Origin of the sequence: Caballeronia sp. LZ029, assembly GCF_031451275.1 — a bacterium.
In the GTDB taxonomy this organism is placed as follows: Bacteria; Pseudomonadota; Gammaproteobacteria; order Burkholderiales; family Burkholderiaceae; genus Caballeronia; species Caballeronia jiangsuensis.
Genome location: NZ_JARUXO010000001.1, coordinates 2,082,395 through 2,108,871 on the forward strand (window position 1 = coordinate 2,082,395; position 26,477 = coordinate 2,108,871).

General features: G+C 64.6%; 26 protein-coding genes. 8 read left to right on the forward strand and 18 right to left on the reverse strand.

Annotated elements, in window-relative coordinates; genetic code table 11:
- Positions 1–61 precede the first annotated feature (61 nt).
- The 9 genes from QCE73_RS09880 to QCE73_RS09920 form a co-directional block, all read right to left on the reverse strand.
- Complete coding sequence (locus tag QCE73_RS09880; protein WP_309881002.1) at positions 62–529, reverse strand: protein YgfX; 468 nt, start codon at positions 527–529, stop codon at positions 62–64.
- Positions 530–560: 31 nt separating this feature from the next.
- Positions 561–1,799, reverse strand: a complete 1,239-nt coding sequence (gene fabF / locus QCE73_RS09885) for a beta-ketoacyl-ACP synthase II (protein WP_035501675.1) — start codon at positions 1,797–1,799, stop codon at positions 561–563.
- Between the two features lie 140 nt (positions 1,800–1,939).
- The gene (gene acpP, locus QCE73_RS09890) at positions 1,940–2,179 is read right to left on the reverse strand and encodes an acyl carrier protein (RefSeq protein WP_004197638.1); all 240 of its coding nucleotides are present in this window, start codon (positions 2,177–2,179) and stop codon (positions 1,940–1,942) included.
- 249 nt (positions 2,180–2,428) lie between these two features.
- Positions 2,429–3,169 carry a 3-oxoacyl-ACP reductase FabG gene (fabG, locus tag QCE73_RS09895; RefSeq protein ID WP_035501677.1) on the reverse strand — a complete coding sequence of 247 codons (741 nt, stop codon included), beginning with the start codon at positions 3,167–3,169 and terminating at the stop codon, positions 2,429–2,431.
- Between the two features lie 11 nt (positions 3,170–3,180).
- Entirely contained in the window at positions 3,181–4,113 is a 933-nt protein-coding gene (gene fabD / locus QCE73_RS09900; RefSeq protein WP_309881004.1) for an ACP S-malonyltransferase, read from the reverse strand.
- A gap of 131 nt (positions 4,114–4,244) precedes the next feature.
- Positions 4,245–5,234, reverse strand: coding sequence for a beta-ketoacyl-ACP synthase III (locus QCE73_RS09905; protein ID WP_035501680.1), 990 nt, complete (start codon positions 5,232–5,234; stop codon positions 4,245–4,247).
- Entirely contained in the window at positions 5,234–6,394 is a 1,161-nt protein-coding gene (gene plsX, locus QCE73_RS09910; protein ID WP_035501681.1) for a phosphate acyltransferase PlsX, read from the reverse strand. Before plsX ends, QCE73_RS09905 begins: the two co-directional genes overlap by 1 nt.
- Before the next feature lie 138 nt (positions 6,395–6,532).
- Positions 6,533–6,712 carry a 50S ribosomal protein L32 gene (rpmF, locus tag QCE73_RS09915; RefSeq protein WP_035501683.1) on the reverse strand — a complete coding sequence of 60 codons (180 nt, stop codon included), beginning with the start codon at positions 6,710–6,712 and terminating at the stop codon, positions 6,533–6,535.
- Positions 6,713–6,831: 119 nt separating this feature from the next.
- Positions 6,832–7,455 (reverse strand): DUF177 domain-containing protein, encoded by a 624-nt coding sequence (locus tag QCE73_RS09920; RefSeq protein ID WP_035501684.1) that lies wholly within the window; start codon positions 7,453–7,455, stop codon positions 6,832–6,834.
- 300 nt (positions 7,456–7,755) lie between these two features.
- Between QCE73_RS09920 and QCE73_RS09925 the strand changes: the two genes are divergently transcribed.
- Both QCE73_RS09925 and QCE73_RS09930 read left to right on the forward strand, forming a co-directional pair.
- Positions 7,756–8,373, forward strand: a complete 618-nt coding sequence (locus QCE73_RS09925; RefSeq protein ID WP_309881006.1) for a Maf-like protein — start codon at positions 7,756–7,758, stop codon at positions 8,371–8,373.
- Positions 8,370–9,089 (forward strand): SAM-dependent methyltransferase, encoded by a 720-nt coding sequence (locus QCE73_RS09930; RefSeq protein ID WP_035501686.1) that lies wholly within the window; start codon positions 8,370–8,372, stop codon positions 9,087–9,089. The genes QCE73_RS09925 and QCE73_RS09930 overlap by 4 nt, the downstream gene beginning before the upstream one ends.
- Here QCE73_RS09930 and QCE73_RS09935 read toward each other — a convergent pair whose 3' ends face one another.
- Genes QCE73_RS09935 through rluC form a run of 4 tightly spaced genes read right to left on the reverse strand, consistent with a single transcriptional unit; the run spans position 9,090 to position 12,120 of the window.
- Complete coding sequence (locus QCE73_RS09935; RefSeq protein WP_035501688.1) at positions 9,090–10,052, reverse strand: S49 family peptidase; 963 nt, start codon at positions 10,050–10,052, stop codon at positions 9,090–9,092. It lies immediately after the preceding gene.
- A 26-nt stretch (positions 10,053–10,078) separates the two neighbouring features.
- Positions 10,079–10,465 (reverse strand): Rieske 2Fe-2S domain-containing protein, encoded by a 387-nt coding sequence (locus QCE73_RS09940; RefSeq protein WP_309881008.1) that lies wholly within the window; start codon positions 10,463–10,465, stop codon positions 10,079–10,081.
- Complete coding sequence (locus tag QCE73_RS09945; RefSeq protein WP_309881009.1) at positions 10,462–11,121, reverse strand: HAD-IA family hydrolase; 660 nt, start codon at positions 11,119–11,121, stop codon at positions 10,462–10,464. Before QCE73_RS09945 ends, QCE73_RS09940 begins: the two co-directional genes overlap by 4 nt.
- A complete protein-coding gene (rluC, locus tag QCE73_RS09950) occupies positions 11,122–12,120 on the reverse strand; it encodes a 23S rRNA pseudouridine(955/2504/2580) synthase RluC (RefSeq protein WP_035501695.1) in 999 nt (332 codons plus the stop codon).
- A gap of 893 nt (positions 12,121–13,013) precedes the next feature.
- On the opposite strand from rluC, the gene QCE73_RS09955 reads away from it, so the two are divergent.
- The 6 genes from QCE73_RS09955 to QCE73_RS09980 all read left to right on the forward strand — a co-directional run bounded on the left by QCE73_RS09955 (position 13,014) and on the right by QCE73_RS09980 (position 20,498).
- Positions 13,014–16,316, forward strand: coding sequence for an Rne/Rng family ribonuclease (locus QCE73_RS09955; protein ID WP_309881011.1), 3,303 nt, complete (start codon positions 13,014–13,016; stop codon positions 16,314–16,316).
- Between the two features lie 203 nt (positions 16,317–16,519).
- Positions 16,520–17,626: a GTP 3',8-cyclase MoaA gene (gene moaA / locus QCE73_RS09960; RefSeq protein ID WP_309881012.1), complete on the forward strand. Its 1,107-nt coding sequence runs from the start codon at positions 16,520–16,522 to the stop codon at positions 17,624–17,626.
- Entirely contained in the window at positions 17,589–18,263 is a 675-nt protein-coding gene (gene mobA, locus QCE73_RS09965) for a molybdenum cofactor guanylyltransferase MobA (RefSeq protein ID WP_404989743.1), read from the forward strand. Before moaA ends, mobA begins: the two co-directional genes overlap by 38 nt.
- A 102-nt stretch (positions 18,264–18,365) precedes the next feature.
- Entirely contained in the window at positions 18,366–19,670 is a 1,305-nt protein-coding gene (gene glp / locus QCE73_RS09970; protein WP_309881014.1) for a gephyrin-like molybdotransferase Glp, read from the forward strand.
- 64 nt (positions 19,671–19,734) lie between these two features.
- A complete protein-coding gene (locus QCE73_RS09975; RefSeq protein ID WP_008342276.1) occupies positions 19,735–20,010 on the forward strand; it encodes a hypothetical protein in 276 nt (91 codons plus the stop codon).
- The gene (locus QCE73_RS09980) at positions 20,007–20,498 is read left to right on the forward strand and encodes a GNAT family N-acetyltransferase (RefSeq protein WP_309881015.1); all 492 of its coding nucleotides are present in this window, start codon (positions 20,007–20,009) and stop codon (positions 20,496–20,498) included. Before QCE73_RS09975 ends, QCE73_RS09980 begins: the two co-directional genes overlap by 4 nt.
- Before the next feature lies 1 nt (position 20,499).
- Here the strand turns inward: QCE73_RS09980 and QCE73_RS09985 are convergent, their stop codons facing one another.
- The 5 genes from QCE73_RS09985 to pncB all read right to left on the reverse strand — a co-directional run bounded on the left by QCE73_RS09985 (position 20,500) and on the right by pncB (position 26,351).
- Positions 20,500–21,948, reverse strand: a complete 1,449-nt coding sequence (locus QCE73_RS09985) for a DNA recombination protein RmuC (protein ID WP_309881017.1) — start codon at positions 21,946–21,948, stop codon at positions 20,500–20,502.
- On the reverse strand, positions 21,945–22,925 hold the full coding sequence (locus QCE73_RS09990; RefSeq protein ID WP_309881019.1) for a D-glycerate dehydrogenase: 981 nt from the start codon (positions 22,923–22,925) through the stop codon (positions 21,945–21,947). The genes QCE73_RS09985 and QCE73_RS09990 overlap by 4 nt, the downstream gene beginning before the upstream one ends.
- A 9-nt stretch (positions 22,926–22,934) precedes the next feature.
- Positions 22,935–24,347, reverse strand: coding sequence for a sodium:proton antiporter (locus QCE73_RS09995; protein WP_309881020.1), 1,413 nt, complete (start codon positions 24,345–24,347; stop codon positions 22,935–22,937).
- Positions 24,348–24,352: 5 nt separating this feature from the next.
- Positions 24,353–25,024, reverse strand: coding sequence for a lactate utilization protein C (locus tag QCE73_RS10000; protein WP_035501713.1), 672 nt, complete (start codon positions 25,022–25,024; stop codon positions 24,353–24,355).
- Positions 25,025–25,160: 136 nt separating this feature from the next.
- The gene (gene pncB, locus QCE73_RS10005; RefSeq protein WP_035501715.1) at positions 25,161–26,351 is read right to left on the reverse strand and encodes a nicotinate phosphoribosyltransferase; all 1,191 of its coding nucleotides are present in this window, start codon (positions 26,349–26,351) and stop codon (positions 25,161–25,163) included.
- Between the last annotated feature and the right edge of the window lie 126 nt (positions 26,352–26,477).

Here is a 26,477-nt window from a genome sequence, read left to right on the forward strand (position 1 = left end):
AGGGCTATTGTAGCGTTACCGCCTGTAAGGCAACCGGTACGCTCATGCGCCGTTACAGTCGTTACAGGTGGGAAGCCGCGGCGCGGCGCGCCTGTACGGCGAGTTGCCGAAAGGTGCCGGCATCGACCGAATCGGCTGCGACGACGAGCGTTTCGCGCCGCTCGCGCGCGTCCAGCAGGGTCAGTACAAGGAGCCGACCGCTCCATTGCGCGCATCCCGCGATGCGCATGTACCGCACCGCCCCGGTCCGGTTCCAGACCGCGAGGCCGTCCGGCAGCAAGCCGATGGCCGAAGGCTGAGCCCGCACCCATCGATACGACGCGAGTCCGAGCACCGCCAATGTCGCCGCGCACGCCACGAATGCATGCCCGGCGTGTTCCGCTTGCGCGAGGACGTACTGAAACACCGACGCGCCCGCAACGCCCGCGAATCCGAGCATCGCGCCCAGCATAAAACGCGACGGCCGCATCGCGACGGCCGGCGCGGAGCCGGTATCCCGATGCGGCCGATCCACGCACGCGCCCGTCATATCGATCCCCGTGATGACGAGCGCGCCGTGCTCAGTGGCGCTTGAAGACGAGCGAGCCGTTCGTGCCGCCGAAGCCGAACGAGTTTTTCACCGCCACGTCGATCTTCATTTCCCGCGCCGTGTTCGCGCAGTAATCCAGGTCGCACTTCGGATCCTGGTTGAAGATGTTGATGGTCGGCGGCGACACCTGATTGTGAATGGCCAGCACGGTGAACACCGATTCCAGCCCGCCCGCGCCGCCCAGCAAGTGGCCGGTCATCGACTTGGTGGAGTTCACGACGACCTTCTTCGCCTGATCGCCGAGCGCACGCGTGATGCCGATGGTTTCCGCGATATCGCCGAGCGGCGTCGACGTGCCGTGCGCGTTGACGTAATTCACCTCGTCCGCGTTGATGCGCGCGTTTTTCATCGCGTTGACCATCGCGCGGCGGCCGCCGTCGCCGTCTTCCGGCGGTGCGGTCATGTGATACGCGTCGCCGCTCATGCCGTAACCCAGCACTTCGGCATAGATCTTCGCGCCGCGCTTCTTCGCGTGCTCGTACTCTTCGAGCACCATCACGCCGGCGCCTTCGCCGAGCACGAAGCCGTCACGGTCGGTATCCCACGGACGGCTCGCCGTCGCGGGATCGTCGTTGCGCTGCGAAAGCGCGCGCGCCGCCGCGAAGCCGCCGATGCCGAGCGGGGAAACCGTGGCTTCCGCGCCGCCGGCGATCATGACATCCGCATCGCCGTATTCGATCAGGCGCGACGCCTCGCCGATGCAATGCAGGCCGGTCGTGCAGGCCGTGACCATCGACAGGTTCGGGCCCTTCAGGCCGAAGCGGATCGACAGATGGCCGGAGATCATGTTGATGATCGACGCAGGCACGAAGAACGGCGAAATGCGGCGCGGACCGCGATTGAGCAGCTCGGTCTGCGTGACTTCGATCATCGGCAGACCGCCGATGCCCGAGCCGACCACGACGCCCACGCGCTCCGAGTTCTCATCGGTGATCTCGAGGCCGCTGTCCTGCATGGCCTGGACGCCCGCGGCGAAGCCGTAATGGATGAAGGTATCCATATGGCGCGCCTCTTTTGCGGGCATGTAGTCTTCGATGTTGAAGCCCTTCACCTCGCCGGCGAAACGCGTGGAAAAGTTCGTCGCATCGAACTTCGTGATATTGGCGATGCCCGACTTGCCCGCGACCAGATTGGCCCAGCCGTCGGCAACAGTATTGCCGACAGGCGAAACGAGCCCCAGGCCTGTAACAACAACTCGACGACGGCTCACGGTAACCCCTTATCCATAAAATGACGAAAAACAAAAGCCACAGCGGCCACAGGAAACCGCCCTGTGTGCCCTGTGGCTGTCAAATCGGTTTGCAGCGACGATCAAGCTGGTTGAGCGATGAGTCGCTGGCGCGTCCGGCCTCAGGCCTTGACGTTCGCGCGAGCGTAATCGATCGCTTGCTGAACCGTGGTGATCTTTTCGGCCTCTTCATCGGGAATTTCCATGCCGAATTCGTCTTCCAGCGCCATCACGAGTTCGACCGTATCGAGCGAGTCAGCGCCCAGATCGTTCACGAACGAAGCTTCGTTCTTGATTTCGGCTTCCGCCACGCCCAGTTGTTCGGCGACGATCTTCTTCACGCGCTGTTCGATGTTGTCCATGCAGCCCTCCGAGGGAAAAAAGTTCAAAAATACGAGTGCGCGCATTTTATCAGGTTTGGACCCGCAAAATACGGCGCGTCAGTTCCATGCTCCGTCGTCCGGCGCCCTTCATCATGAGGGCTGCCGCTGACATCGCACTAATTTATTACTGCCGCGCTGAAGCGGTGCGCACGAAGCTCTTTTGAGCATTTCGCGCGCCCGTCCCGGCGCGGATATTAAGCGAAATTCCGCGAAATGCCTATTAAGGCCTTACATGTACATGCCGCCGTTCACGTGCAGCGTCGTACCGGTGATGTAGCCGGCAAACGGCGATGCCAGGAATGCCACAGCATGCGCGATATCTTCCGGCGCGCCCAGTCGGCCAAGTGGGATAGACGCCGTGAGCGCGGTTCGCTGCTCTTCCGGCAGGACCTTGGTCATGTCCGTATCGATGAAACCCGGCGCGACGCAGTTCACAGTGATGTTGCGGCTGCCGATTTCGCGGGCAAGCGCGCGCGTCATGCCCGCGACGCCGGCCTTCGCGGCGGCGTAATTGGCCTGACCCGGATTGCCCGACGAACCGACCACCGACGTGATATTGATGATCCGGCCGCCGCGCGCCTTCATCATCGGGCGCAGCACGGCGCGCGACAAACGGAAGACCGCGCGCAGGTTGGTATCGATGACGGCGTCGAATTCGTCGTCCTTCATGCGCATCGCGAGCTGATCCTTCGTGATGCCCGCGTTGTTGACGAGCACGTTCAGCGCGCCGAATTCCTTCACGATGCCATCGATGAACGCGTCCGCCGCGGCCGCGTCGTTCACGTTCAGCACCGCGCCGCGGCCCTTGCCGCCCGCCTGCTGCAACGCCTCGCCGATGCCGGCCGCGCCGCTTTCGCTCGTCGCCGTGCCGATGACCGTCGCGCCCTGCTTCGCGAGTTCGAGCGCGATCGCGCGTCCGATGCCGCGCGACGCGCCCGTGACGATTGCTACTTGATTCTGGAGACTCATGTCGTTGTTCCTCAGCCAGCGATCAGTTTGCGCGTTTCTTCGAGCGATGCCGGATCGAAGATCGAGCCGCCGACGAGATTGCCGTCGATACGCTTCGTCAGACCCGCGAGCACCTTGCCGGGACCGCATTCGATGACGTGCGTGACGCCCTCTTTCGCCATCGCCTGCACGCACTCGACCCAGCGCACCGGACCGGCCGCCTGACGCACGAGCGCGTCCTTGATCGCAACGGAATCGGAAACGATCGCGACATCGACGTTATTGATCAGCGGAATCTGCGGCGCCTTGATCTCGACCTTCGCGAGATAGTCGCGCAACTGGTCCGATGCGGGCTTGAGCAGCGACGAATGGAACGGCGCCGATACCGGCAGCGGCAACGCGCGCTTCGCGCCCTTCGCCTTGGCCACTTCGCATGCCTTCTCGACCGCTGCCTTGGAACCCGCGATCACCACTTGCGCGGGCGCGTTGAAGTTCACCGCTTCGACGACACCCGCCGACGAAGCCTCCGCGCACACGGCGCGCACGGTGTCGTCATCGAGACCGAGGATCGCGGCCATGCCGCCTTCGCCCACCGGCACGGCGCTCTGCATCGCCTGCGCGCGGAAACGCACGAGCGGCACGGCGCCCGCGAATGCGAGCGCGCCGGCCGCGACGAGCGCGGTGTATTCGCCGAGACTGTGGCCCGCGACGAGCGCCGGCTTCAAACCCGTTTCCTTTTCCCATACGCGGTAGATCGCGTAGGCCGCCGTCAGCATGACGGGCTGGGTGTTCGTCGTCAGGTTCAACTCTTCGGCGGGGCCTTCGGCGATCAGCTTGCCGAGATCCTGGCCGAGCGCGTCGGATGCCTGCTGCACCGTCTCGCGCACGATGGCGTGATCGGCGAATGCGTTGAGCATGCCGATCGACTGCGAGCCCTGTCCGGGGAAAACGAACGCAAATTTCATATCGTCCTCGTTGATTGGAATGATCCGCGATGTCGTCGGTGTCTGTGCACGCGCCTCGCGCGCATGTGGCGCGCGGCGGCTATCGTGACGACGGGATCAGTTGCGAATGAGTAGAGGGAATCGATAAACGATCAGTAGCGGATGACCGACGCGCCCCACGTGAAGCCGCCGCCCACGCCTTCGATGAGCACGTTGTCGCCGCGCTTGATGCGCCCGTCGCGCACCGCGACGTCGAACGCGAGCGGAATCGATGCCGCCGACGTGTTGCCGTGCTCGCCGACGGTCACGACCATGCGCTCCGGCGGCAGATGCAGCTTGCGGCAGGTGCTTTGCATGATGCGGATATTGGCCTGATGCGGGATCAGCCAGTCGATGTCTTCCGGCGCGAGCTTCGCCTTGTCGAGCGCTTCGAGCGCGACCTTTTCGAGCACGTTGACCGCGAGCTTGAAGACGGCCTGACCGTCCATGTGCAGGAACGCGCGGCCTTCCACCACGCCGCCGTTCACGTTGCCCGGCGTGCAGAGAATGTCGGAATAGCTGCCGTCCGCGTGCAGCGCGCTCGACAGCACGCCCGGCTCTTCGGACGCCTGCAGCACGATTGCGCCGGCGCCGTCGCCGAACAGCACGCACGTGGTGCGATCGTTGAAATCGAGGATGCGCGAGAACGTCTCCGCACCGACGACGAGCGCGGTGCGGTTCATGCCGCTGCGAATGAAGCTGTCGGCCGTCGCGACGCCGTACGCGAAACCGGAGCACACGGCCTGAACGTCGAAGGCCGCGCCGTTGTTCTTGATGCCCAGCTTGTTCTGCAGCAGGCAGGCGGTGCTCGGGAACACGAAGTCCGGCGTGGACGTGGCGACGATGATCAGATCGATCGATTGGGGATCGACGCCCGCCGCTTCGATCGCTCTCTGCGATGCGACGAGCGCGAGATCGCTGGTCGTCTGGTTCGGAGCGGCAAAGTGGCGCGCGTGAATGCCGGTGCGCGCGACGATCCATTCGTCATTCGTCTCGACGCCCTGCTTCGCGAGACGGTCCGCCAAGTCCTGATTCGTGACGCGCTCGGACGGCAGATAACTGCCGGTGCCCAGCACGCGAGAGTAAAGATTGGAATGAGCCATTATGCCTTCGAATGTAGCGCAGTACCGGACTCGCCCGGCGGGTTCGGCTGCGAGTTGGGCTGTGAGTTGAGCGGTGCGGCAGGCTGTTGGACGGGTTGATCCACAGCAACCGGCGCGCTGGACGCGGGAGCGCTCGCGCCGGCCTCGCGCGCGGCGGGTGCGTTCTCTTCCATCGCGCGCACCAGGCGTTCGAGCACGCCATTTTTGACGGCATCATACCCGCGTTTGATAGCCCACTCAAACCCGAAGGCCTCGGCGGAACCGTGACTCTTGATGACCAGCCCGCGCAGGCCGAGCAATGCCGCGCCGTTATATTGCGCGGGATCGACACGCTTCTTGAAACGCTTGAGCACGGGCAGTGCGACGAGCGCCATCAGCTTCGAGGCGAAGTTGCGGCTGAACTCTTCCTTGATGATGTCGGCGAGCATCTTCGCGAGGCCTTCGGAAGTCTTCAGCGCGACATTGCCGACGAAGCCGTCGCACACGACGACATCGGTCGTGCCTTTGTAGATGTCGTTGCCTTCCACGTTGCCGTAGAAGTTGAGCGTGCTCGCGCGCAGGAGTTCGCCCGCGCGCTTGATCGTTTCGTTGCCCTTGATGACTTCTTCGCCGATGTTGAGCAGGCCGATGGTGGGCCGCTCGCGGCCTTCGATCGCCGACACGAGCGCGTGGCCCATTTCCGCGAATTGCAGCAGATGCTCGGGTTCGCAATCGACATTGGCGCCGAGGTCGAGCACGGTGGTGTAGCCCTTCTGGCTCGGCATGGCGAACGCGATGGCCGGACGCTCGATACCGGCGAGCGTCTTCAGCACATAGCGCGACACCGCCATGAGCGCGCCGGTATTGCCGGCGGAAATGCAGGTCTGCGCCTCGCCTTCCTTCACGAGGTTGAGCGCGACACGCATCGAGGAATCTTTTTTCTTGCGGAGCGCGACTTCGACCGGATCGTCCATCGCGACGACTTCGCTTGCGGGAACGATGGTCAGGCGCGGGTCGTCGAGCGCCTTCGACTTCTTCAACTGAGCGCGAATGGGCTGCTCGAGACCGACGAGCATCAGGTGCGCGTCGGGATGCGAGCGCACGAAATTGACGGCAGCGGGAACGGTCACGGCCGGACCGTGGTCGCCTCCCATGCAGTCGATGGTTATCTTTACAGTCATGGAATGCGACGAATTTCGGGCACAAAAAAGCGGCAGTGAAATGCCGCTTTCTCGTCGTACCGGGAAAGTGTCAAGAGCGAGTTGCGCCCACGTGCCCGCAGAACGGTTCCGACGGGCGCATCAAGCGTCGACGAACGCTCAGTCGTTCTTCGTCTTGATGACTTTCTTGCCACGATAGTAGCCGTTCGGGCTCACGTGGTGGCGCAGATGCACTTCACCCGTGCTCGGCTCGACAGCCAGCGGAGCCGTCGTGAGGAAGTCGTGGGAACGGTGCATGCCGCGCTTCGACGGCGACTTCTTGTTTTGCTGAACTGCCATGATTACTCCAGAAAAATTTTGCGAATTCTAACACAGCCCGATCCGCCGACAGCCCTCGGCCGTTCGGCCATCGGGTGCGCACATCGCGCTACCAGTTTGTTGCGTGCTACAAAACCAATTCAGTGCTTCTTGTCGTCGGGTCCGCTTTGCTTCAGCTTCCCCAGCACGGCAAAAGGATTCGGCTTGTCGCCTTCTTCCTGCGCACCGCTTTCATCCGACTCGTCGTCCGCATCGCCCGGGAGCAAGCTTTCGTGGATCTCGGGACACACGTTGTGCTTGGGCACGAGCGGCAAGGACAGCAACAATTCCTCTTCGATCAAGTCGACAAGATCGAACTGGCGCGAGCCTACGATCACTTCGACTTCATCGTCGTCGAGCGGAAATTCGTCCGCTTCTTCCTCCGTCGCCACGATCCGATACGTTGCATCGACATCGAGATGTTGCGAATACGGCTGAAGACAGCGTTGACACATGAGCCACACCGAGCCGTGCACCGCGAGACGCAGATACGGCTGCGGCGCCTCCGTGCCGTCGTTTTGCAGTTCCGGCTGGGTCGAGCCCTCGCCCTGCCACGTGAACACGGTGTCGCGATCTGGCGCTTCGACCGGGACTTCGGCTAACATGCGCGGCATCTGCGACAAGCGCAGCGCGCCGGCCGCTTGTCTACCGCTTTTGGCGAAGTCGTAAATGTCGAGCGCGCGCAGATCGGCGGGGCTCACAGGTTTGCCAGGATTCTGAGTCATGTGCGCTCCTGCTTGGCCTTGCTTGGTTAGTGCTTCCGGTGAATGCTCAGTATGCACCGCGATGCTACATCGAGGAACGCGTGGCTTGCCCGAATTTGCATCGAGCCGACATTCGTGCTTCTTGGCAAAGCCCGGCCGAAAGCGCTTCTTCCACCGGCTCATCGGCCCGAGCAGACGGCTTCGCCGCGCAAGTACCGATGAAAAGCCCAAAATCATATCGGCTTTATTCTTTCGAGTCAAATACTTAAGGGCGGACCTGCCGCCCGTCGTTTTTACACCTATTTTTGCCGGATCCGCTCCATGTCCGAAGCTTCAAAACCGCCGCCGCGCCTGATTCTCGCGTCCAGTTCACCCTATCGGCGCGAGCTGCTCGCGCGCCTGCGCATGCCTTTCGACGTCGTCTCGCCCGATATCGATGAAACGCCGAACGCCGGCGAAACGCCCGAAGCGACCGCCGTGCGGCTGTCGATCGCCAAGGCGCGCGCCGCCGCCGCGCGCCTCAACGGCCACGCGGGCGCGCTCGTGATCGGCTCCGATCAGGTCGCGACCTTCGACGGCAAGCAGATCGGCAAGCCCGGTACGCACGAAAAGGCCGTCGCGCAGCTACAGGCGATGCGTGGCCGCAGCGTCGAATTCCATAGCGCGCTCTGCCTGTTCGACAGCCGCACGGGCGACGTGCAATCCGCCGACATCGTCACCCGCGTGCGATTTCGTCGCTATTCCGACGCGCAGATCGAGACCTATCTGCGCGCCGAAACGCCCTACGACTGCGCCGGCAGCGCGAAGGCGGAAGGCCTCGGCATCGCGCTTCTCGAAGCCATCGACTCGAACGATCCGACTGCGCTCATCGGTTTGCCGCTGATCGCGCTGACCGGCATGCTGGTGAACGCCGGATATCCGGTTCTGGGGGCGGCATGAGCGGCGTTCTCTATCTGATCCCGAATACGCTCGGCGAAGGCGACGCCGACGCGCTCGCGCACGTCCTGCCCGAACCGGTGCGCGCGCAGGCGGCGGCGCTCGCGTACTACATCGGCGAAAACGCGAAAACGACGCGCGCGTTCTTGAAGAAAGTGGGCACGGAGCGGCCGATTCAGGAAATCGAAGTGCGCGAGTTGAATGTCAACACGCCGCCCGCCGAAATCGACAAGCTGCTGGCGCCGATTCTCGCCGGCACCGACGCGGGACTCGTCTCCGAAGCCGGCTGCCCCGCCGTCGCCGATCCGGGCGCCCTGCTCGTGCGGCGCGCGCATCAGCGCGGCGTGAAGGTCGTGCCATTCGTCGGTCCGAGTTCGATTCTGCTCGCGCTTATGGCCTCGGGCATGAACGGCCAGAGTTTCGCGTTCAACGGTTATCTGCCGGTCGACGCCAGCGAGCGCGGCAAGCGCTTGCGCGAACTGGAGCAGTTGTCGCGCAAGGCCAATCAGACGCAGATTTTCATCGAGACGCCGTACCGGAATCGCGCGATGCTCGATACGCTCATCGCCACCTGCGCGCCGTCGACGCTCATCTGCGTCGCCGTCGATCTGACCTTGGCTGGCGAAACCATCGTCACGCGCACCGCGGCCGACTGGAAGAAACTGAGCGCGCCGGAGCTGCACAAGCGTCCGGCGATTTTTCTGCTGCTGGCGTCGTAATCAGCGCAACTGGGGCTTGCCGCCGAGCGTGAGCGCGCGCATGGCGGCATCGCCGACCGAAGCGCCGAAGCGCCGCACGACACGCTCGCTGATGCTCTCCTTCTGCGTGTAGTCGACGATATCCGGCTGCTTGATGACTTCGCGCGCCACATAGCTGGCGTCGCCGAAACCATCCGCGAGACCGAGTTCGACGCTCTTCTCGCCCGTCCAGAACATGCCGGAAAAGAGCTCCGGATCGTCTTTCAGACGTTTTCCGCGCCCCAGCTTCACGGCATCGATGAACTGCGCGTGGATCTGGTCGAGCATGTCCTGCGCGTGCGCGTTCATCGCGGGCGTTTCCGGCGAGAACGGATCGAACGCGCCCTTGTTCGCGCCCGACGTGTGCATGCGGCGCTGGATGCCGAGCTTGTCCATCAGACCGGTGAAGCCGAATCCGTCCATCAGCACGCCGATCGAGCCGACGATGCTCGCCCGGTCGACGTAAATCTTGTCGGCGGCCGCGGCGACGTAATAGCCGCCCGACGCGCACATGTCGTCGACGACCACGTACAGCGGCGTCTTCGGATATTTCGTGCGCAGCCGCCGGATCTCGCCGTTGATGATGCCCGCCTGCACGGGACTGCCGCCCGGACTGTTGATGCGCAGGATCACGCCCGCCGTGTTTTGGTCCTCGAACGCGCTCTGAAGCGCCCCGTCGATGTTGTCGGCGCTCGCATCGCTATTTGCGGAGATTTCGCCTTGCAAATCGACGAGCGCCGTGTGCTTGCCCGCTTTCGCGACGCGGTCGCCGGTGAAATCGAACACGCCCCACGCGATCAGCGCGATCACGCCAAGGAACACGAAGCGAAAGAAGATGCGCCAACGCCGCGCGGCGCGCTGCTCGCGGATGGCGGCAAGCGCGATGCGTTCGAGCGCGTCGCGCTCCCAATTGTCGTTGCCGCGCGGCGGAATGTTGTCGGACATGCGTTATGGATGTGATGAGAAGGGAGTCAGGCGGGACGCAATGCGTCGTCGGGGAGCCAGAAGACCGCGCGGCCTTCCGGCGTATCGCGATCCTCGACGGTCACGGCCCGAAGGCGCGCGCCGCGGCACGGACCGCCGACGCATTTTCCGGTGTCGGGCTCGTAGATCGCCCCGTGGGTCGCGCACATCAAGTATAGGCCCGAGCTTTCGAAGAACTGGCCCTCGTTCCAGTCGAGCTCCATCGGCACGTGCGCGCAGCGGTTCAGGTAGCCGTGCGGCTTGCCGTCGTAGCGCACGAAAAAGACGACGGCGTCGCCGCTCGCTTCCGTTGCCGGAACGCGCACGCCCGCGCCTCCATCGACGAGTTCTTCCGATGCGCACACGCGAACCGCATCCCCCGCGGCCGCCGTCACGCGTGCTCCCGCAGCCAGCCGGCCAGCGAAGCGACGCTGTCGGCGCAAAACTGCGGCTTGAGCGCCGCGAGCGAATCCGCCGGATGCGCGCCGTAGCCGACGCCGATGCCCGCCGCGCCCGCGTTGATCGCCATTTGCAGATCGTGCGTGGTGTCGCCGATCATCACCGTGCGCCCGAGATCCTGGCCGAGTTCGCGCGTGAGTTCGTGGAGCATCGCGGGATGCGGTTTCGAGAATGTTTCGTCGGCGCAGCGCGTGCCGTCGAAGAGGCTCGTGAGCCGCGATTCGTCGAGCGCGCGATTCAGCCCGACGCGGCTCTTGCCCGTTGCGACGCCGAGGAAATAGCCGAGATCGCGCAGTTCCTGCAGCAACTCGCGCACGCCGTCGAAGAGTTCGGTCTTCTGGCCCATCGTCAGGAAATGAAACCGATAACGCTCGGCGAGGCGCGGATAGTCGGACGGATCGAGCGTCGGCGCGCAGATTTGCAGCGCGTCTTTCAGGCCCAGCCCGATCACGTAGCTCGCGGATTCATCCGCCGGAACCGGCAGCCCGAGGTCGCGGCACGCAGCCTGAATGCTGCGCGTGATGTGGACGGTCGAATCCATCAGCGTGCCGTCCCAGTCGAAAACGATCAGATCAAATTGCTGCCGCGCCATTTACGCTGTCTCTCGATTTTTCAGTTGCTCGATGACCCGCTTGCATTCGACGGGCAACGGCGCTTCGAACTGCAACGGCTCGCCCGTCGCGGGATGGGTAATTTTCAGACGATATGCGTGCAAAAACATGCGCTTTAGCGACGGTTTGGCGTTCGGACGGGCCAAATCCTTGTTCAGCGCGAAATCGCCGTATTTGGCGTCACCAGCAATCGGCAGGCCGATGCTCGCCATATGCACGCGGATCTGATGCGTGCGCCCCGTCTTCAGTTCCGCCTCGACCCACGCGTAGTCGTGCCAGCGCTCGATCAGATTGAAAACCGTGTGTGACGGCAGGCCGTTCTCCTGAACGCGCACGCGCCGCTCGCCGTCCGCCGCGACGTACTTGTGCAGCGGCGCCTTCACGATGCGCCGGCGGCCCCAGTCGCTTTGCCAGTCGCCGTGGCCGAGCGCGTAATAGCGCTTGTCGATGCGATTCTCGCGGATCTGCTCATGGAGATTGACGAGCGCGGCGCGCTTTTTCGCGAGCATCAGCACGCCGGAGGTTTCGCGATCCAGCCGATGCACCAGTTCGAGGAACTTCGCGTGCGGTCGCGCATTGCGCAGTTGCTCGATCACGCCGAACGCGACGCCGCTGCCGCCATGCACCGCGACGCCGCACGGCTTGTCGATGACGATCAGATGGTCGTCCTCGAAAAGAATGGGAAATTCGGCGGCGGGCGCGTTCGACGACACCGGCGCCTCGTCCTGCTGCGCGGTGCGAATCGGCGGGACGCGCACGAGGTCGCCCAGTTCGAGCCGGTACGCCGCGTCGATGCGCCCCTTGTTCACGCGCACTTCCCCGCTGCGGAGAATGCGGTAAATGTGGCTTTTGGGGACGCCCTTGCAGACGCGCAGCAAAAAGTTGTCGATTCGCTGACCGGCGGCGGTTTCGTCGACTTCGATCATCGACACTTGCTCGCTTGCGACCCGTTTATGGGATGTTTTGCCTAACTCATTCATTCTGAATATAATTTGCGAACAGCCTGAAAAGGTCGACGCTTAAGATCAAGCAGCGGCCGAGATTGATCAGACTGTACAGGTGCAAGCGATAAACCATCATTTTACTTGCGCCCGAGGTCGGTTGCTCACCCGGAAATCGAGAGCGACGAGTTGCACGCACGGCGATATCACCGGCAGGGACGGAGCCCACAGGCGCGTTCGGTCGAGTCGATCGTCGACGGTAACGGATTTTTGGTCAAAAAGAATTTTATCGGCGAGAAGCGACGGCGCCCGGCAAGCAAAGCCGGATGCCAGCCCGAATCGACCCTGCCATCGAGCGGGAGAAATAGGCAAATCGACGCTCGCCGGTTTTGCGAACAATTGCCGGCGAAAACCGCTGCTGCGCTGAATTCTGCGAAGCGCGGCGACGCCGCAAAATGAGGCGAGACACACGGCCGCGAGCCGACGGGAGCAATCGAGCCCGCGGCCGCGCCGGCGCGGTATGGCAGCGAAGAGGATCGGTCACGAAGCATCGCGCTGGTTTGCGCGAGACCGTTCGTCCCCGCAGCCGCCGTTGGGAGGAATCAGGCTTTTCGCAAGAGCGCGGTTCGGTTCGGCGCGTCTTTTTTGAGACGCGCAGCCGCAGCGCCGCCGTTCATCCTCGCCACGCGCCGCGCGACGCATCCGACGCCTCGCAGTTGTTTCGCAATGAGCCCCACGGCGCGGCTGCCCCATTCGGGCGCCAACGCCTGCTTTCGGCAATTCTCCCGCCAGAAGTCCCGCTCCAGCGTGCTTTGTGACAACACACAAAAAAGCGTGGCACGCCCACCCTCCCGCTTCGCGCGCGTGACGTTACCTGTCACTGACGCCGATTCGCCCGACGAGGAAGGACGGAGCCGCTCTGGAGCCGTTTCATGAAACGCATGCTGTTTAACGCGACGCAGCAAGAAGAATTGCGCGTCGCCATCGTCGATGGGCAGAAGCTCATCGACATCGACATCGAAACCGCCGGGCGCGAACAGCGCAAAGGCAATATCTACAAGGGAGTCATCACTCGCATCGAGCCGTCGCTCGAAGCCTGCTTCGTCAACTACGGCGAAGACCGCCACGGTTTTCTGCCGTTCAAGGAAGTCGCCCGCCAGTATTTCCGCGATGGCGTCGAGATGCGCTCCGCGCGCATCCAGGACGCGCTGCGCGAAGGCCAGGAACTCATCGTTCAGGTCGAGAAGGAAGAGCGCGGCAACAAGGGCGCGGCACTGACCACGTTTATTTCGCTGGCCGGACGCTATCTCGTCCTGATGCCGAACAACCCGCGCGGCGGCGGCGTGTCGCGCCGGATCGAGGGCGACGAGCGGCAGGAACTGCGCGAAACCATGGCGCAGCTCGAACTGCCGGAAGGCATGAGCATCATCGCGCGGACCGCCGGCATCGGCCGTTCGGCGGAAGAGCTCCAGTGGGACCTGAACTACCTGATGCAACTCTGGCGCGCGATCGAAGCCGCGTCGCAGAGCGGCGTCGCCGGCCAGCCGATGCTCATTTATCTCGAATCGAGCCTCGTGATCCGCGCGATCCGCGATTACTTCCAGCCGGACATCGGCGAAATCCTCATCGACACGACCGAAATCCATGATCAGGCGCGCGCCTTCATGGACATCGTGATGCCCGACAACCTCTCGAAGGTGAAGCGCTATCACGACGACGTGCCGCTCTTCTCGCGCTTCCAGATCGAGCATCAGATCGAAACGGCGTACTCACGCACGGTGCCGCTGCCCTCGGGCGGCGCGATCGTGATCGATCACACTGAGGCGCTCGTCGCCATCGACGTGAACTCGGCGCGCGCGACCAAGGGCGCGGATATCGAGGAAACCGCCACGCGCACCAACCTCGAAGCCGCCGACGAAGTCGCGCGCCAGTTGCGTCTGCGCGATCTGGGCGGGCTGATCGTGATCGACTTCATCGACATGGAGTCGGCGAAGAGCCAGCGCGAAGTCGAACAGCGCCTGAAAGATGCGCTCAAGCACGACCGCGCGCGCGTACAAATGGGCAAGATTTCGCGCTTCGGCCTGATGGAACTGTCGCGTCAGCGTCTGCGCCCGGCGCTGTCCGAAGGCAGCCATGTGACCTGCCCGCGCTGCAACGGCACGGGTCATATCCGCGATACCGAATCGTCCGCGCTGCAAGTGCTGCGGATCATTCAGGAAGAAGCGATGAAGGAGCACACCGCGGCGATCCATTGCCAGGTGCCGGTCGAGGTGACCGCCTTCCTGCTGAACGAGAAGCGCTCGGAAATCAACAAGATCGAGTCGCGTTTCAAGGTCAACGTCGTTCTGATCCCGAACAAGCACCTCGAAACGCCGCACTACAAGCTGGAACGTCTGCGTCACGACGATGCACGCCTCGACGAACCGCGCTCGTCGTGGAAGATGGCTGTCGAAGCGGCGAGCGAGCTGGAGTCGGAAACCGGCTACAGCAAGCGCACCGAGGAAGTGAAGCCGAAGCAGGAAGCGGCCGTGAAGGGCATCACGCCCGAAAAGCCGGCGCCGAGCGCGCCGGTCAAGCCCGCGCCCGTCGAGGCCGCGCCCGTTGCGGCGCCCGCGCCGGCGAGCGGCGGTTTCATCGCGTGGATCAAGAATCTGTTCGGCATTCAGCCGCAAGCGCAGCCCGCTCCGGCACCGGTGGAAGCTCAACCGGCCACGCGCGCTCCGCGTGAACGCGGCGAGCGCACCGGCGGCGGCGATCGCAATCGCAACCGCCGTGACGGCGGCAGCGGCGCCGGACGTGAAGGCGCTGCGGCAGGTACCGCGACGGGTAGCAACGGCGCGGGCCGCCAGGGCGCGCGTCGCGAGGATCGCGAACCGCGTGGCGGCCGTGAAGGACGTGAACTGCGTGAAGTCCGCGAGCCGCGCGAGACCCGTGAACCGCGTGAGGCACGTGAGGCACGCGAACCCCGCGAGCCGCGTGAAGCACGTGAACCGCGCGAAACGCGCGATCGCAACGCGGAACGCGCCGCCCGTCCGGAAGCGGCCGAGCGCCAGGAACGCCGCGAACGCCCCGACCGTGGCGAGCGTGCCGAACGCGGCGAACGCATTGATCGCGGTGAACGCACCGAGCGCGCGGAACGCGGCGAGCGCCGCAAGCCGCAACCGGAAGCCGCCGTCGAGGCGTTGACGCAGGGCGAAACGGTGCCGTCGGAAATCGTCGAAGCGACGCAACTCAATCTCGATGCGCAACAGGCCGGCATCGACGCCGCCGAACAGGCAGCCGCGCGTGAGGGCGAAGAGCGTCGCCGCCGTCGCCGTGGCCGTCGTGGTGGCCGTCGCGACCGCGATGAAGACGGCATGACCGTGAATCACGCCGCCGACGTTGCCGAAGCAGAAGGTTCCGCCGAAAGCGTCTCCGCGCAAGCCGGCGTGTTCGACGCCGAAGCCGCGCAGGAAGCGTCCGCGCGTCGCGAAAGCCGTCCCGTCGCACCGCAACCGGTCGAGCAGGTCATCGAGCAGCCGGTTGCGAAGCCGGTCGAGGCGAAGGCAGAAACGCAAGAGCAAGCGCCTGTGGCAGCCGAAGCAGCGCCGGTCGCCAAGGCCGTCGAAGCCGAGCCGTTCGAGCTGAAGTCGCAAACGCCCGAACCGGCCACGTTCGATGTCTTCGCGAAGCCCGCTTCCGCGACGCCGGTCGAGAATCCGTTCGGCCCGTCGCCGAAGGTTGCCGAGACGACGACCGCCGATCCGTTCGCGCCCGCCGCGACGGAAGCGCCGAAGCCGGTCGAAGCGGCAAAGCCCGTCGAAACGGCGCCGACGCCCGTCGAGCCCGTAGCGGCTGAGCCCGTCGAAGTCGCCGAGCCGGTGAAAACCGCCGCAGTCGCGCCGACGCCGGAAGCGACGATCGTCGAGCCGGCAACGCCTGTCGAGAGCACGGAAGTGCAAACGCCGGCGCCCGTGGCCGCGCAAGAGCCGGTCGCCGTCGTTGCTGAGCCGGTGAAGTCCGCCGCGCCGGCCGCGCCCGCGACGTCGAAGCCGATCGCCGTCGAAACGCTCATGCCGATGCTGGAGCAAGCCGGTCTCGTCTGGGTCAACACCGACGAAAGCAAGCTGCGCGAGGCGAACGCCGCCGCCGCGCGCGAGCCGGCCGCGGTGCGCGTGCCGCGTGAGCGCAAGGTGCTCCCGCCGGCCGACACCACGCCGATGCAGCAAGTGGAAACCGGCAAGCACGTCCACTAAGCGCGCTCGCACGAGCCAGTTCGCTTCGGTGAACCGGCAGCAGCAGAAAAAACGCCATCGATTCCGGTCGATGGCGTTTTCTTTTGGTCGATGACAAGGGAAAACCGCGACTTCGTGCCGGTGCGTCCTTGCGTCCGGTTCCGCTAAAATGAGACGGTGTAACCATCATTCGAACAAGGCCGCAGGCCAAGCCCCGAGTCATCATGTCCCGACGCATCATTCCTCTCGCCGACGTCAGCGCAATCCCGGATTTCTCCGGCGTGACGGCGTCGCCGTCCGGATTGCTCACGGACACGCTCGCGCGCCCGCTGCGCGACTTGCGCATTTCGGTGACGGACCGCTGCAACTTCCGCTGCGTGTACTGCATGCCGCGCGATGTGTTCGACAAGGATTACCAGTTTCTCCCGCACGCCGCCCTGCTCTCGTTCGAGGAGATCGAGCGGCTTGCGCGCGTGTTCGTCGCGCATGGCGTCGAGAAGATTCGCCTGACGGGCGGCGAGCCGCTTCTGCGCAAGAACATCGAATTCCTGATCGAGCGGCTCGCGCTCCTGCGCACGCCTGAAGGCCGTCCGCTCGACCTGACGCTCACCACGAACGGCTCGCTGCTCGCGCGCAAGGCCCGCTCTCTGAGAGACGCGGGCCTGTCGCGCGTCACGGTCAGCCTGGACGCGCTGGACGATGCGCTCTTTCGCCGTATGAACGACGCCGATTTCGCGGTCGCCGACGTGCTGAACGGCATCGAAACGGCGCAAGCCGCCGGCCTCGATCCGATCAAGGTGAACATGGTCGTGAAGCGCGGCACGAACGATCAGGAAATCGTGCCGATGGCACGGCATTTCAAAGGCAGCGGCGCGGTTCTGCGCTTCATCGAATACATGGATGTCGGTGCGTCGAACGGCTGGAACATGAGCGAAGTGCTGCCGTCGGCGCAAGTGGTCGAGCGCATCGACGCGCATTTCCCGCTCGAACCGCTCGAAGCCCATACCGCGGCCGAAACGGCGCAGCGCTGGGGCTATCGCGACGGCAGCGGCGAAATCGGCGTGATTTCCAGCGTCACGCGCGCCTTTTGCGACTCCTGCACGCGCGCGCGGCTTTCGACCGAAGGCAAGCTCTACCTGTGCCTCTTCGCGGTATCGGGCCACGACCTGCGCGGCCTGATCCGCAACGGCGCGAGCGACGAGGACGTCGCGACGGCCATCGCGCGCATCTGGGAAGCGCGCGGCGACCGCTATTCGCAATTGCGCGGCAGCGCATCGGCGCCGTCGCGCGACGATGCGCGTCGCGTCGAGATGTCGTACATCGGCGGCTGAGCGCGTCGGATCGCTCGTGCTGAACGCCCGCTCCGCCTCGACTGTCACCGCGCTCGTGCTCGCGGGCGGACGCGGCTCGCGCATGGGCGGCGTCGACAAAGGCATGCAGCCGTTTCATGGCGAGCCGCTCGCACTGCATGTCATGCGCCGCATCGCGCCTCAGGCCGACGCGCTTCTGATCAGCGCGAACCGTTCCATCGATGATTACGAGCGCCTGGGCGCTGCGTTCGGCGCGCGCGTCATCGTGGACACGCGGGCGGATTATCCGGGGCCGCTCGCAGGCATCGCCGCCGCATTGCGCGCCGCGACCACGCAATATGTGCTGACCGCGCCTTGCGACGCGCCTTTCGTCGACGAACATATCGGCGCCACGTTGATGCAGGCGCTCGACGCGCATGACGGCGACGTTGCGTACGCCGCAACAATCGATGCGTCCGGGCAAGTCATGGCGCATCCGGTTTTCGCGCTCCTGCGCACCTCGCTCGCCGACGATCTCGACGCCTGGCTCGACCGCGGAGAACGCAAGGTCCGCGCGTGGTACGCGCGCCACAAGCCGGTGGAAGTGCGATTTCACGATGAACGCGCGTTTTACAATATCAATGATTTACAGCAGCTGGCCGAGCTGGAACGCCGCTGATTCTCACGTCCGCCATTGCGGCAATCCGCGTACAGGCGTTCTACCACCGCGCGGCCTCGTGGCTGCTTCTTCGCCGGGCTCCGGCGCGATCCACGCCGATTCATGACCACGTCCAAGGACCTCTCCGCCTGCGTCGCCCAGTACGATCCGAATGCGCTTCCTGTCGAAGCCGCGCAGGAAATCGTGCGTCAGTGGGCCATGCCGCGCACGCGGGACGCGCAGATCGAGCGCGTGGGCCTGCACGACGCGCTCTGCCGCGTGCTCGCCGACGACGTGATCTCGCCGATCGACGTGCCCGCGTTCGACAACTCCGCGATGGACGGCTACGCGTTCGCAGGCGTTGCGCTCTCGCGCGGCGGCGATACGCTCGACTTGTCCGTCGCGGGCACTGCGCTCGCAGGAAAGCCGTTCGAACGCGCGCCGGGTGCGAGCGAGTGCGTGCGCATCATGACGGGCGCGCTCATTCCGCCGGGCTGCGACACGGTCGTGCCGCAGGAACTCGTCACGCGCGAAGGCGATGCGATCCGCTTCTCCGCCGCAACGATCCGCGCGGGCCAGAACCGTCGCCTCTCGGGCGAGGATCTCGCGAAAGGCAAGCCGGCGCTGCTCGCTGGCCGCATCGTGCGCGCATCGGATCTGGGTCTGCTCGCGTCGCTCGGCATCGGCGAAGTGTCCGTTCAGAAGCGCCTCACCGTCGCGTTCTTTTCGACGGGCGACGAATTGCGCTCGGTCGGCGAAACGCTGAGTCCGGGCAGTCTCTACGACAGCAACCGTTACACGCTCTTCGCGATGCTCAAGCGCCTTAACGTCGAAACGGTCGATCTCGGCATCGTGCGCGACGACCGCGCTTCGCTCGAAAAGGCGCTGCGTCAAGCGACCGAAAGCGCGGATGTCGTCATCAGTTCGGGAGGCGTGTCGGTCGGTGATGCGGACTTCACGCGCGAACTGATGAATTCGCTGGGCGATGTCGCTTTCTGGAAGATCGCGATGCGCCCCGGCCGACCTCTCGCGTTCGGCCGCCTGTGGTCGGGCGCGCGCGCGGGCACGGGCAAGTCGGCGCTCTTCTTCGGCTTGCCGGGCAATCCGGTTGCCGTGATGGCGACCTTCTACTTCATCGTGCGCGAAGCGCTGATTGCAATGTCCGGCGCGACGCGCCAGCCGCTCACGGTCATCCGCGCGCGCGCCGCCGAGCCGATGAAAAAACGCGCGGGCCGCACGGAGTTCCAGCGCGGCATCGCAACGCGCGACGACGACGGCCGCTTTCGCGTCGTCACGACCGGCCCGCAAGGTTCCGGCGTGCTCAGCTCGATGAGCGAAGCCAACTGCTTCATCGTGCTCGAGCACGCGCGCGGCGACATCGACGCCGGCGACGATATCGAGATCGTGCCGTTCGACGGCCTGATCTGACGCGCGCCGCAACGAACGTCGCCAGCACAAACATTCCTACATCGATAGACGGGGCTTTCCTTCCATGAAAAAGCAGATCTCATTCATTGCACCCGGACAGACCGCCAAGGCGCTGATCCTCGTGTACCTGACTTTCAGCGTGCCCATCGTGCTGCTCGGCGTCGTGGTCGCGTTCGTGCGATACGGCTCGGTGGAAGTGAGCACCGTCACGAGCGCGCTGCTGCTCAACGCCATTCTCGGTTTCATCCTGCTGTGGATCGCGTGCCACGCGTACAACTGGGTGGCGTCGCGTTTCGGCGGCATCGAAATCGTGCTGTCCGACGCGCCGGAGGAAGCATGAGCGCCGCGAACGGGAATGCGACGATCCGCGCGGCCACGCCCGCCGACGTCGCCGCGATTTTCGGCCTGATGTACGAGCTCGCGGAGTTCGAGAAGCTCACGCATCTGTTCATCGCGACCAGGGAAGGCGTGCACGAGGCCCTCTTCGGCGCGCGTCCCGCCGCGGAAGCGCTCGTCGCGGAGCAGGAAGGGGAAGTCGTGAGCTATGCGCTCTTCTTCCAGAACTTCTCCACCTTTCTCGGCAAACGCGGCCTTTATCTCGAAGACCTGTACGTGCGTCCGTCGCTGCGCGGCAGCGGTCTCGGCACGCTGATGCTGAAGAAGCTCGCCGCGCTCGCGGTCGAGCGTCAGTGCGGCCGCTTCGAGTGGTCGGTGCTCGACTGGAATCAGAACGCCATCGACTTCTACGAGAAGATGGGCGCGACGGTTCTGCCCGACTGGCGCATCGTGCGCGTGACCGGCGAGCCGCTCGAACGCCTCGCCCAGTAAGTCAAAGGTCGTCGTCGCTTTCCGGCGACGACGCATCGCCTAATAGTCCCGCCGCCTGTTCTCCCGGCAGCGCCTCGACATCGCGCAGGCGCTTGCCCATCTGCCGCGTGCGCGTCTGCGCTGCTTCGATCGAGCGCGTAACGGTTTCGAGCTGCGACTTCGTTCTCGCCAGCACTTCGCCGAACTTGCCGAACTCGGTCTTCACCGCGCCGAGGACCTGCCACACTTCGCTCGAACGCTTCTCGATGGCGAGCGTGCGGAATCCCATCTGCAGACTGTTGAGCAGCGCGGTCAACGTGGTCGGTCCGGCGATGGTCACCCGATAGTCGCGCTGCAGCGAATCGCTCAGACCGGGGCGGCGCAGCACTTCCGCGTAGAGTCCTTCGGTCGGCAGAAAGAGCAACGCGAAGTCCGTGGTGTGCGGTGGCGCGACGTACTTTTGCGCGATCGATTTCGCTTCCGCGCGCAAGCGGCCTTCGAGCGCGCGCGACGCGTCTTCCACGCCGACCACGTCCGCCCTTTCCTGAGCGTCGATCAGGCGCTCGTAGTCCTCACGAGGAAACTTCGCGTCGATGGGCAGCCACACAGGCGTCGCGGCATCGCCCGGCGCGCCTGGCGCATCGTGCCGGCCGGGTAGCCTGATCGCGAACTCGACGCGCTCGTTGCTCTTCGGAATCGTCGCGACGTTCTTCGCGTACTGATCCGGCGTAAGCAATTGTTCCAGCAGCGATTCGAGCTGCACTTCGCCCCAGATGCCGCGCGTCTTGACGTTGGTGAGCACCTTCTTGAGATCGCCGACGCCGGCCGCGAGCGTCTGCATTTCGCCGAGCCCGCGATGCACCTGCTCCAGCCGGTCCGACACGAGCTTGAACGACTCGCCGAGCCGCTGTTCGAGCGTTGCGTGCAGCTTTTCGTCGACGGTTCGGCGCATCTCGTCGAGCTTCGTCGCGTTGTTGGCCTCGATGTCCTTGAGACGCGCTTCGAGCGTCGCACGCACTTCGCCGAGCCGACGCTCGTTCGCCTCCGACATCTGCGACAGATGCAGCGACATCGAATCGGCGAAGCGCTTCAGCGCGTTGCCCTGATCCTCGCGCGCCTGCTGGCTTTGTTGCGCGAGTTGCTGTGCGAGCGCGTCGAACTGCGCGTTCTGCACGCTCGACGTGCTCGCCAGTTGCGTCGCGAGCGTCTGATGGAATTGCGTGAAGCCGCTTTGCGATTCCATGCGCGACACGCGCGCGCTCTCGGCGATGTCGCCGCGCAGCCCGCGTTCGAGCCGCTCTTGCGCGCGCGCATGAGCCTCGCCCATGTCGTTCACGCGATCGGTGAGCGCCTCGAATTCATCGTAAATATGCGCGTTCGAGTTACGCCGGATCGCGACGATGAGCGCGAAGAGCGACACGACCAGCGCGATCGCCAATGCGGCGACAGCGCCATACAGCAATTCCGTCATTTCTTCAGCACGTCCGGATTGATCGGGTTGGGCGGATTTCCGGCGCGCGGCCCTTCGCCGAGCGCGGCGATGAGGTTGTCCGCCGCCAGATTGGCCATCGCGCGGCGCGTGCCCTCGGTCGCGCTCGCGATGTGCGGCGTCAACACCACGTTGTCGAGCAGCAGGAAATCCGGGTTGAAGTCCGGCTCTCCCTCGAACACGTCGATGCCCGCCGCCGCGATGCGCTTGTCGCGCAATGCGACGATCAACGCCGCATCATCGACGATGCCGCCGCGCGCGATGTTCGTGAGCGTCGCTGTCGGCTTCATCAGCGCGAGCTCGGACGCGCCGATCGTGTGATGGTTCTCCTTCGTGTACGGCAGCACGAGCACGACATGATCCGCGCGCTTGAGCAGGTCTTCCTTCGACACGTACTCGGCGTTAAGCTGCGCCTCGATCTCGGGCGCGACACGCGAGCGATTGTGATAGATCACGCGCATGTCGAAGCCGCCCGCCCGCCGCGCGAGCGCCTGTCCGATGCGCCCCATGCCGATCACGCCGAGCGTCGATCCGTACACATCGGCGCCGAGAAACGAATCGAACGACCACTTCTGCCACTTGCCCGCGCGCAGATAGTGCTCGGATTCGGTGACGCGGCGCGCGGCCGCCATCATCAGCGCCCAGCCGAAATCGGCGGTGGTTTCGTTCAGCACGTTCGGCGTGTTGGTGCCGAGGACCTTGTGCGCGTCGAAGGCCTTCATGTCGAAGTTGTTGTAGCCGACCGCCATGTTCGCGACGACCTTCAGGTTCGGTGCGCCCGCCAACTCCTTCTCGCCGACCCACTCGCCCGCGGTGAAGGCACCGTCCTTGTCGGCGATACGGCGCGCGAACTCGTCCTGCGGGAGCACGTCGCCGAGGTTCACGTCGACATCGAAATACTGTTTCAGGCGCTCGATCACATCGGGAAAAGTGGGACGCGCGACAAGTACCTTCTTCATCGATTGCTCCTAGAAAAATAGCCAGCCCAGAACGGCGAAAATCGGCAGGAGGACCACGCCCGACCATGCGATATAGCCGAAGAAACTCGGCATGCGCACGCCGCGCGATTCCGCGATCGCCTTCACCATGAAATTCGGCGCATTGCCGATATACGTGTTCGCGCCCATGAAGACCGCGCCCGCGGAGATGGCGGCGAGCGTCGTGGCGTCGGTGGTCATGAGCGTGTGCGCGTCGCCGCCCGCGAGATTGAAGAACACGAGGTAGGTCGGCGCGTTGTCGAGAAACGAGGACAGCAGGCCCGTCGCCCAGAAGTAAGCGATGTCGATGGGCTTGCCGTGTGCATCCGACACCGCGTGCACGATGCCCGCGAACGCGCCCGCCTCGCCCGCGCGCAGGATCGTGATGACGGGCGCGATCGTGATGAAGATTGCCGCGAACAGTTTCGCCACTTCCTCGATGGGCGCCCAGTCGAACGCGTTGCCCGCTCGCGCGCTTTTCGGCGTGAGCGCGAGCGAGGCCAGCAGCACGGCCATGAGCAGCACGTCGCGCACGAGATTCTGCAATTTCACCTCGGTGCCGAACACGTCGAACGCGATGCCGGGCTTCCATATGCCGCTCATCAGCACGAGCACGACGATCACCGCGAGCAACGCGAAATTGATCTTGCCGTCGATGCCGAGCGGCGGCGTGTCGGGCGTCGGATCGAGAAAGGCGGGCCGCGCGTCGTGCCTGCGCCAGTAGTAGCTGTCGAGCACATGGAAGGCCACGAGCAGCGCGCCGCAGACGAAGAGCATCGGCAGCGCGAGATGCACAGTGGTCCAGAAGAAGCCGACGCCGTTCAGAAAGCCGAGGAAAAGCGGCGGGTCGCCGAGCGGCGTGAGCGAGCCGCCCGCATTCGCGACGAGAAAAATAAAGAACACGACGACATGCACGACATGCTTGCGATTGTCGTTCGCGCGCAAGAGCGGACGGATCAGCAGCATGGCCGCGCCCGTCGTGCCCATGATGCTCGCCAGCGCGGTGCCGAGCGCGAGCAGCCCCGTATTCAGACGCGGCGAACCGTGCAGATTGCCGCGCACGCAGATGCCGCCCGCGACCGTATACAGCGACGCCAGCAGGACGATGAACGGCACGTACTCTTCGAGCATTGCGTGAACCAGTACGCCGCCCGCCGTGCCGGGCCCGAACGCGAGCGCGAACGGCGCCAGAAATGCGACGGTCCACGCGGCCGCGATCTTGCCGAAGTGGTGATGCCAGAGCTTCGGTGCGATGAGCGGAAACACCGCGATGGAAAGCAGGACGCCGATGAACGGGATGCCCCACGTTGCCGGAAGCGTCGCGCCATCGGGTGTCGCCGCGCTGGCGGGTGCGGCGATGAGCGCCAGCCCCGCGCACAGCGCGCCGGAAACGAAACGTCGCATCGTGCTCAGGCTCCGCGCACGATGATCACATGCACGCGATACGGCCCATGCGCGCCGAGCACGATGGTCTGTTCGATATCGCCGGTGCGCGACGGTCCCGAAACGAAGTTCACCGCGCGCGGCAAATCGCCCCGCTCGGCGCGCATCAACGCGAACGCGTCTTCGTGCGCCGCGACGATACGCGACGCCGGCACGATGGCGATATGCGTCTGAGGCAGAAGCGCGCCGGATGCGGGCGTATCGGCGCCCGAGAGCAATACGAGCGAACCGGTTTCGGCCGTCGCGCAAAAACAGCCGGTGATGCCGACGAGATCGGCGTCGGCCGGTTTGCGCAGCGCCGCCTGAATGCCCGCTTGCGCCCAGGGCAAATCGCCGAGTGCGGGCCACGTGACGACATCGACGGGAAGGTTCAGCGACTGGAGATAGCGCGCGGCTTCGGCGGGTGCATCCGCGAGCGATTCCACTTCGGCGATGGTCGTGGAAAGACGCTCGGCTTCGAGCGTGAAGCGCGCGATCAGCTCGTCACGGGTCTGAGGTAACGGAGGACGCGGACCCGCGGGATGCCGCTCGACATACTCTTGCGCTGTCTCGCGCTCGGCTTCCGTTGGCGTGCCGCGACGGCCCTGCGCGCTGCGAATGCGCGCGAGAATATTGCGGCGCGCGACCGATGTATCCATGGTGCCGTCCTCGTGTTGGCGTGCTTGAGATTCGAACGCGCCGGACTGATCGACGACGCGTTCGAATTATAGCGAGCGACATACGCGCACGAACCTCGGCCGAACGGCATAGGCCGAATGCACGGCTGCGACGCCGTCAGTCGTCGCCGACCGGCTGCTCGATGCCGAACACCTGACGCAGATAGGCGAGATAGGCCTTGTCGTCGCACATGTTCTTGCCGGGCGAATCCGAGAGCTTGGCGACCGGCTGGCCGTTGCAGCGGACCATCTTGATGACGATCTGCAGCGGCTGATAGCCGAGATCGTTGGTGAGATTCGTACCGACGCCGAACGCCAACTGGCAGCGCCCGCGAAACTGCTGATAGAGCTGGAGCACCTTGGGGATGTCGAGCGCGTCGGAAAACACGAGCACCTTGGTGCGCGGGTCGCAGCGGTTCTCCTCGTAGTGCCTGAGAAGGCGCTCGCCCCAGTCGAAGGGATCGCCGGAATCGTGGCGCGCGCCGTCGAACAGCTTGCAGAAATACATGTCGAAGTCGCGCAGGAACGCCTTCATGCCGTAGACGTCCGACAGCGCGATGCCGAGATCGCCGCGATATTCCTTCGCCCACATCTCGAAGCCGAAAATCTGCGAGTCGCGCAGCCGCGGGCCCAACGCCTGACACGCCTGCAAGTATTCATGCGCCATCGTGCCGAGCGGCCGCAGGCCGTGCTTCATCGCATAGAAACAGTTGCTCGTGCCGGCGAACTGCGCGCCGAGCTTGTCCTTCAGCGTCAGCACGACTTCCTCGTGCCACTGCCCTGAAAAGCGGCGGCGCGTGCCGTAATCGGCGATCTTGCAGTCGGAGTATTCGGGCGGCGTGGCGAGCAGCTTGATCTTCTCGCGCAGACGCGTGCGGCCGGTTTCGTACTCGGGCTTGCGCTGCGTGTTGCGGAAATAGACCTCGTTGACGATCGCGAGCACCGGAATCTCGAAGAGGATCGTGTGCAGCCACGGCCCTTCGATCTCGATGTCGATCTCGCCATTATTCTTGGGCGACGGCGCGATACGGATGGACTTCTCGTTCAGATGAAAGAGCGCGAGGAAATCGATGAAGTCGCTCTTGATGAAGCGCATGCGCCGCAGATAATCCAGCTCCTCTTCCTTGAAGCGCAGATTGCAGAGCTGGCGCACCTCGTCGCGAATCTCGTCGATGTACGGCACGAGATCCACGTTCGGCGTGCGACAGCGGAAGCGATATTCGACATGCGCCGCGGGAAAATGATGCAGCACGACCTGCATCATCGTGAACTTGTAGAGGTCGGTATCGAGCAGCGAATTGATGATCATGGTTCTGACTGGAACATCCACGCGAATTGGCCGTGCGCCCGGCGCCAGGCCGTATGCCTTTAGGGCCATGTTACCCGAATGTGTACGACGGCATGATCCATGCCCTCCCTTACCGAAGCCGCGCAT

Bases quoted from the DNA above. Each gene is read 5' to 3' on its own strand.
- QCE73_RS09880 (WP_309881002.1), bottom strand. From the start codon at position 529: ATGACGGGCGCGTGCGTGGATCGGCCGCATCGGGATACCGGCTCCGCG.
- acpP (WP_004197638.1), bottom strand. From the start codon at position 2,179: ATGGACAACATCGAACAGCGCGTGAAGAAGATCGTCGCCGAACAACTG.
- fabG (WP_035501677.1), bottom strand. From the start codon at position 3,169: ATGAGTCTCCAGAATCAAGTAGCAATCGTCACGGGCGCGTCGCGCGGC.
- fabD (WP_309881004.1), bottom strand. From the start codon at position 4,113: ATGAAATTTGCGTTCGTTTTCCCCGGACAGGGCTCGCAGTCGATCGGC.
- QCE73_RS09905 (WP_035501680.1), bottom strand. From the start codon at position 5,234: ATGGCTCATTCCAATCTTTACTCTCGCGTGCTGGGCACCGGCAGTTAT.
- plsX (WP_035501681.1), bottom strand. From the start codon at position 6,394: ATGACTGTAAAGATAACCATCGACTGCATGGGAGGCGACCACGGTCCG.
- rpmF (WP_035501683.1), bottom strand. From the start codon at position 6,712: ATGGCAGTTCAGCAAAACAAGAAGTCGCCGTCGAAGCGCGGCATGCAC.
- QCE73_RS09920 (WP_035501684.1), bottom strand. From the start codon at position 7,455: ATGACTCAGAATCCTGGCAAACCTGTGAGCCCCGCCGATCTGCGCGCG.
- QCE73_RS09925 (WP_309881006.1), top strand. From the start codon at position 7,756: ATGTCCGAAGCTTCAAAACCGCCGCCGCGCCTGATTCTCGCGTCCAGT.
- QCE73_RS09930 (WP_035501686.1), top strand. From the start codon at position 8,370: ATGAGCGGCGTTCTCTATCTGATCCCGAATACGCTCGGCGAAGGCGAC.
- QCE73_RS09935 (WP_035501688.1), bottom strand. From the start codon at position 10,052: ATGTCCGACAACATTCCGCCGCGCGGCAACGACAATTGGGAGCGCGAC.
- QCE73_RS09945 (WP_309881009.1), bottom strand. From the start codon at position 11,121: ATGGCGCGGCAGCAATTTGATCTGATCGTTTTCGACTGGGACGGCACG.
- rluC (WP_035501695.1), bottom strand. From the start codon at position 12,120: ATGAATGAGTTAGGCAAAACATCCCATAAACGGGTCGCAAGCGAGCAA.
- QCE73_RS09955 (WP_309881011.1), top strand. From the start codon at position 13,014: ATGAAACGCATGCTGTTTAACGCGACGCAGCAAGAAGAATTGCGCGTC.
- moaA (WP_309881012.1), top strand. From the start codon at position 16,520: ATGTCCCGACGCATCATTCCTCTCGCCGACGTCAGCGCAATCCCGGAT.
- mobA (WP_404989743.1), top strand. From the start codon at position 17,589: ATGCGCGTCGCGTCGAGATGTCGTACATCGGCGGCTGAGCGCGTCGGA.
- glp (WP_309881014.1), top strand. From the start codon at position 18,366: ATGACCACGTCCAAGGACCTCTCCGCCTGCGTCGCCCAGTACGATCCG.
- QCE73_RS09975 (WP_008342276.1), top strand. From the start codon at position 19,735: ATGAAAAAGCAGATCTCATTCATTGCACCCGGACAGACCGCCAAGGCG.
- QCE73_RS09980 (WP_309881015.1), top strand. From the start codon at position 20,007: ATGAGCGCCGCGAACGGGAATGCGACGATCCGCGCGGCCACGCCCGCC.
- QCE73_RS09985 (WP_309881017.1), bottom strand. From the start codon at position 21,948: ATGACGGAATTGCTGTATGGCGCTGTCGCCGCATTGGCGATCGCGCTG.
- QCE73_RS09990 (WP_309881019.1), bottom strand. From the start codon at position 22,925: ATGAAGAAGGTACTTGTCGCGCGTCCCACTTTTCCCGATGTGATCGAG.
- QCE73_RS09995 (WP_309881020.1), bottom strand. From the start codon at position 24,347: ATGCGACGTTTCGTTTCCGGCGCGCTGTGCGCGGGGCTGGCGCTCATC.
- QCE73_RS10000 (WP_035501713.1), bottom strand. From the start codon at position 25,024: ATGGATACATCGGTCGCGCGCCGCAATATTCTCGCGCGCATTCGCAGC.
- pncB (WP_035501715.1), bottom strand. From the start codon at position 26,351: ATGATCATCAATTCGCTGCTCGATACCGACCTCTACAAGTTCACGATG.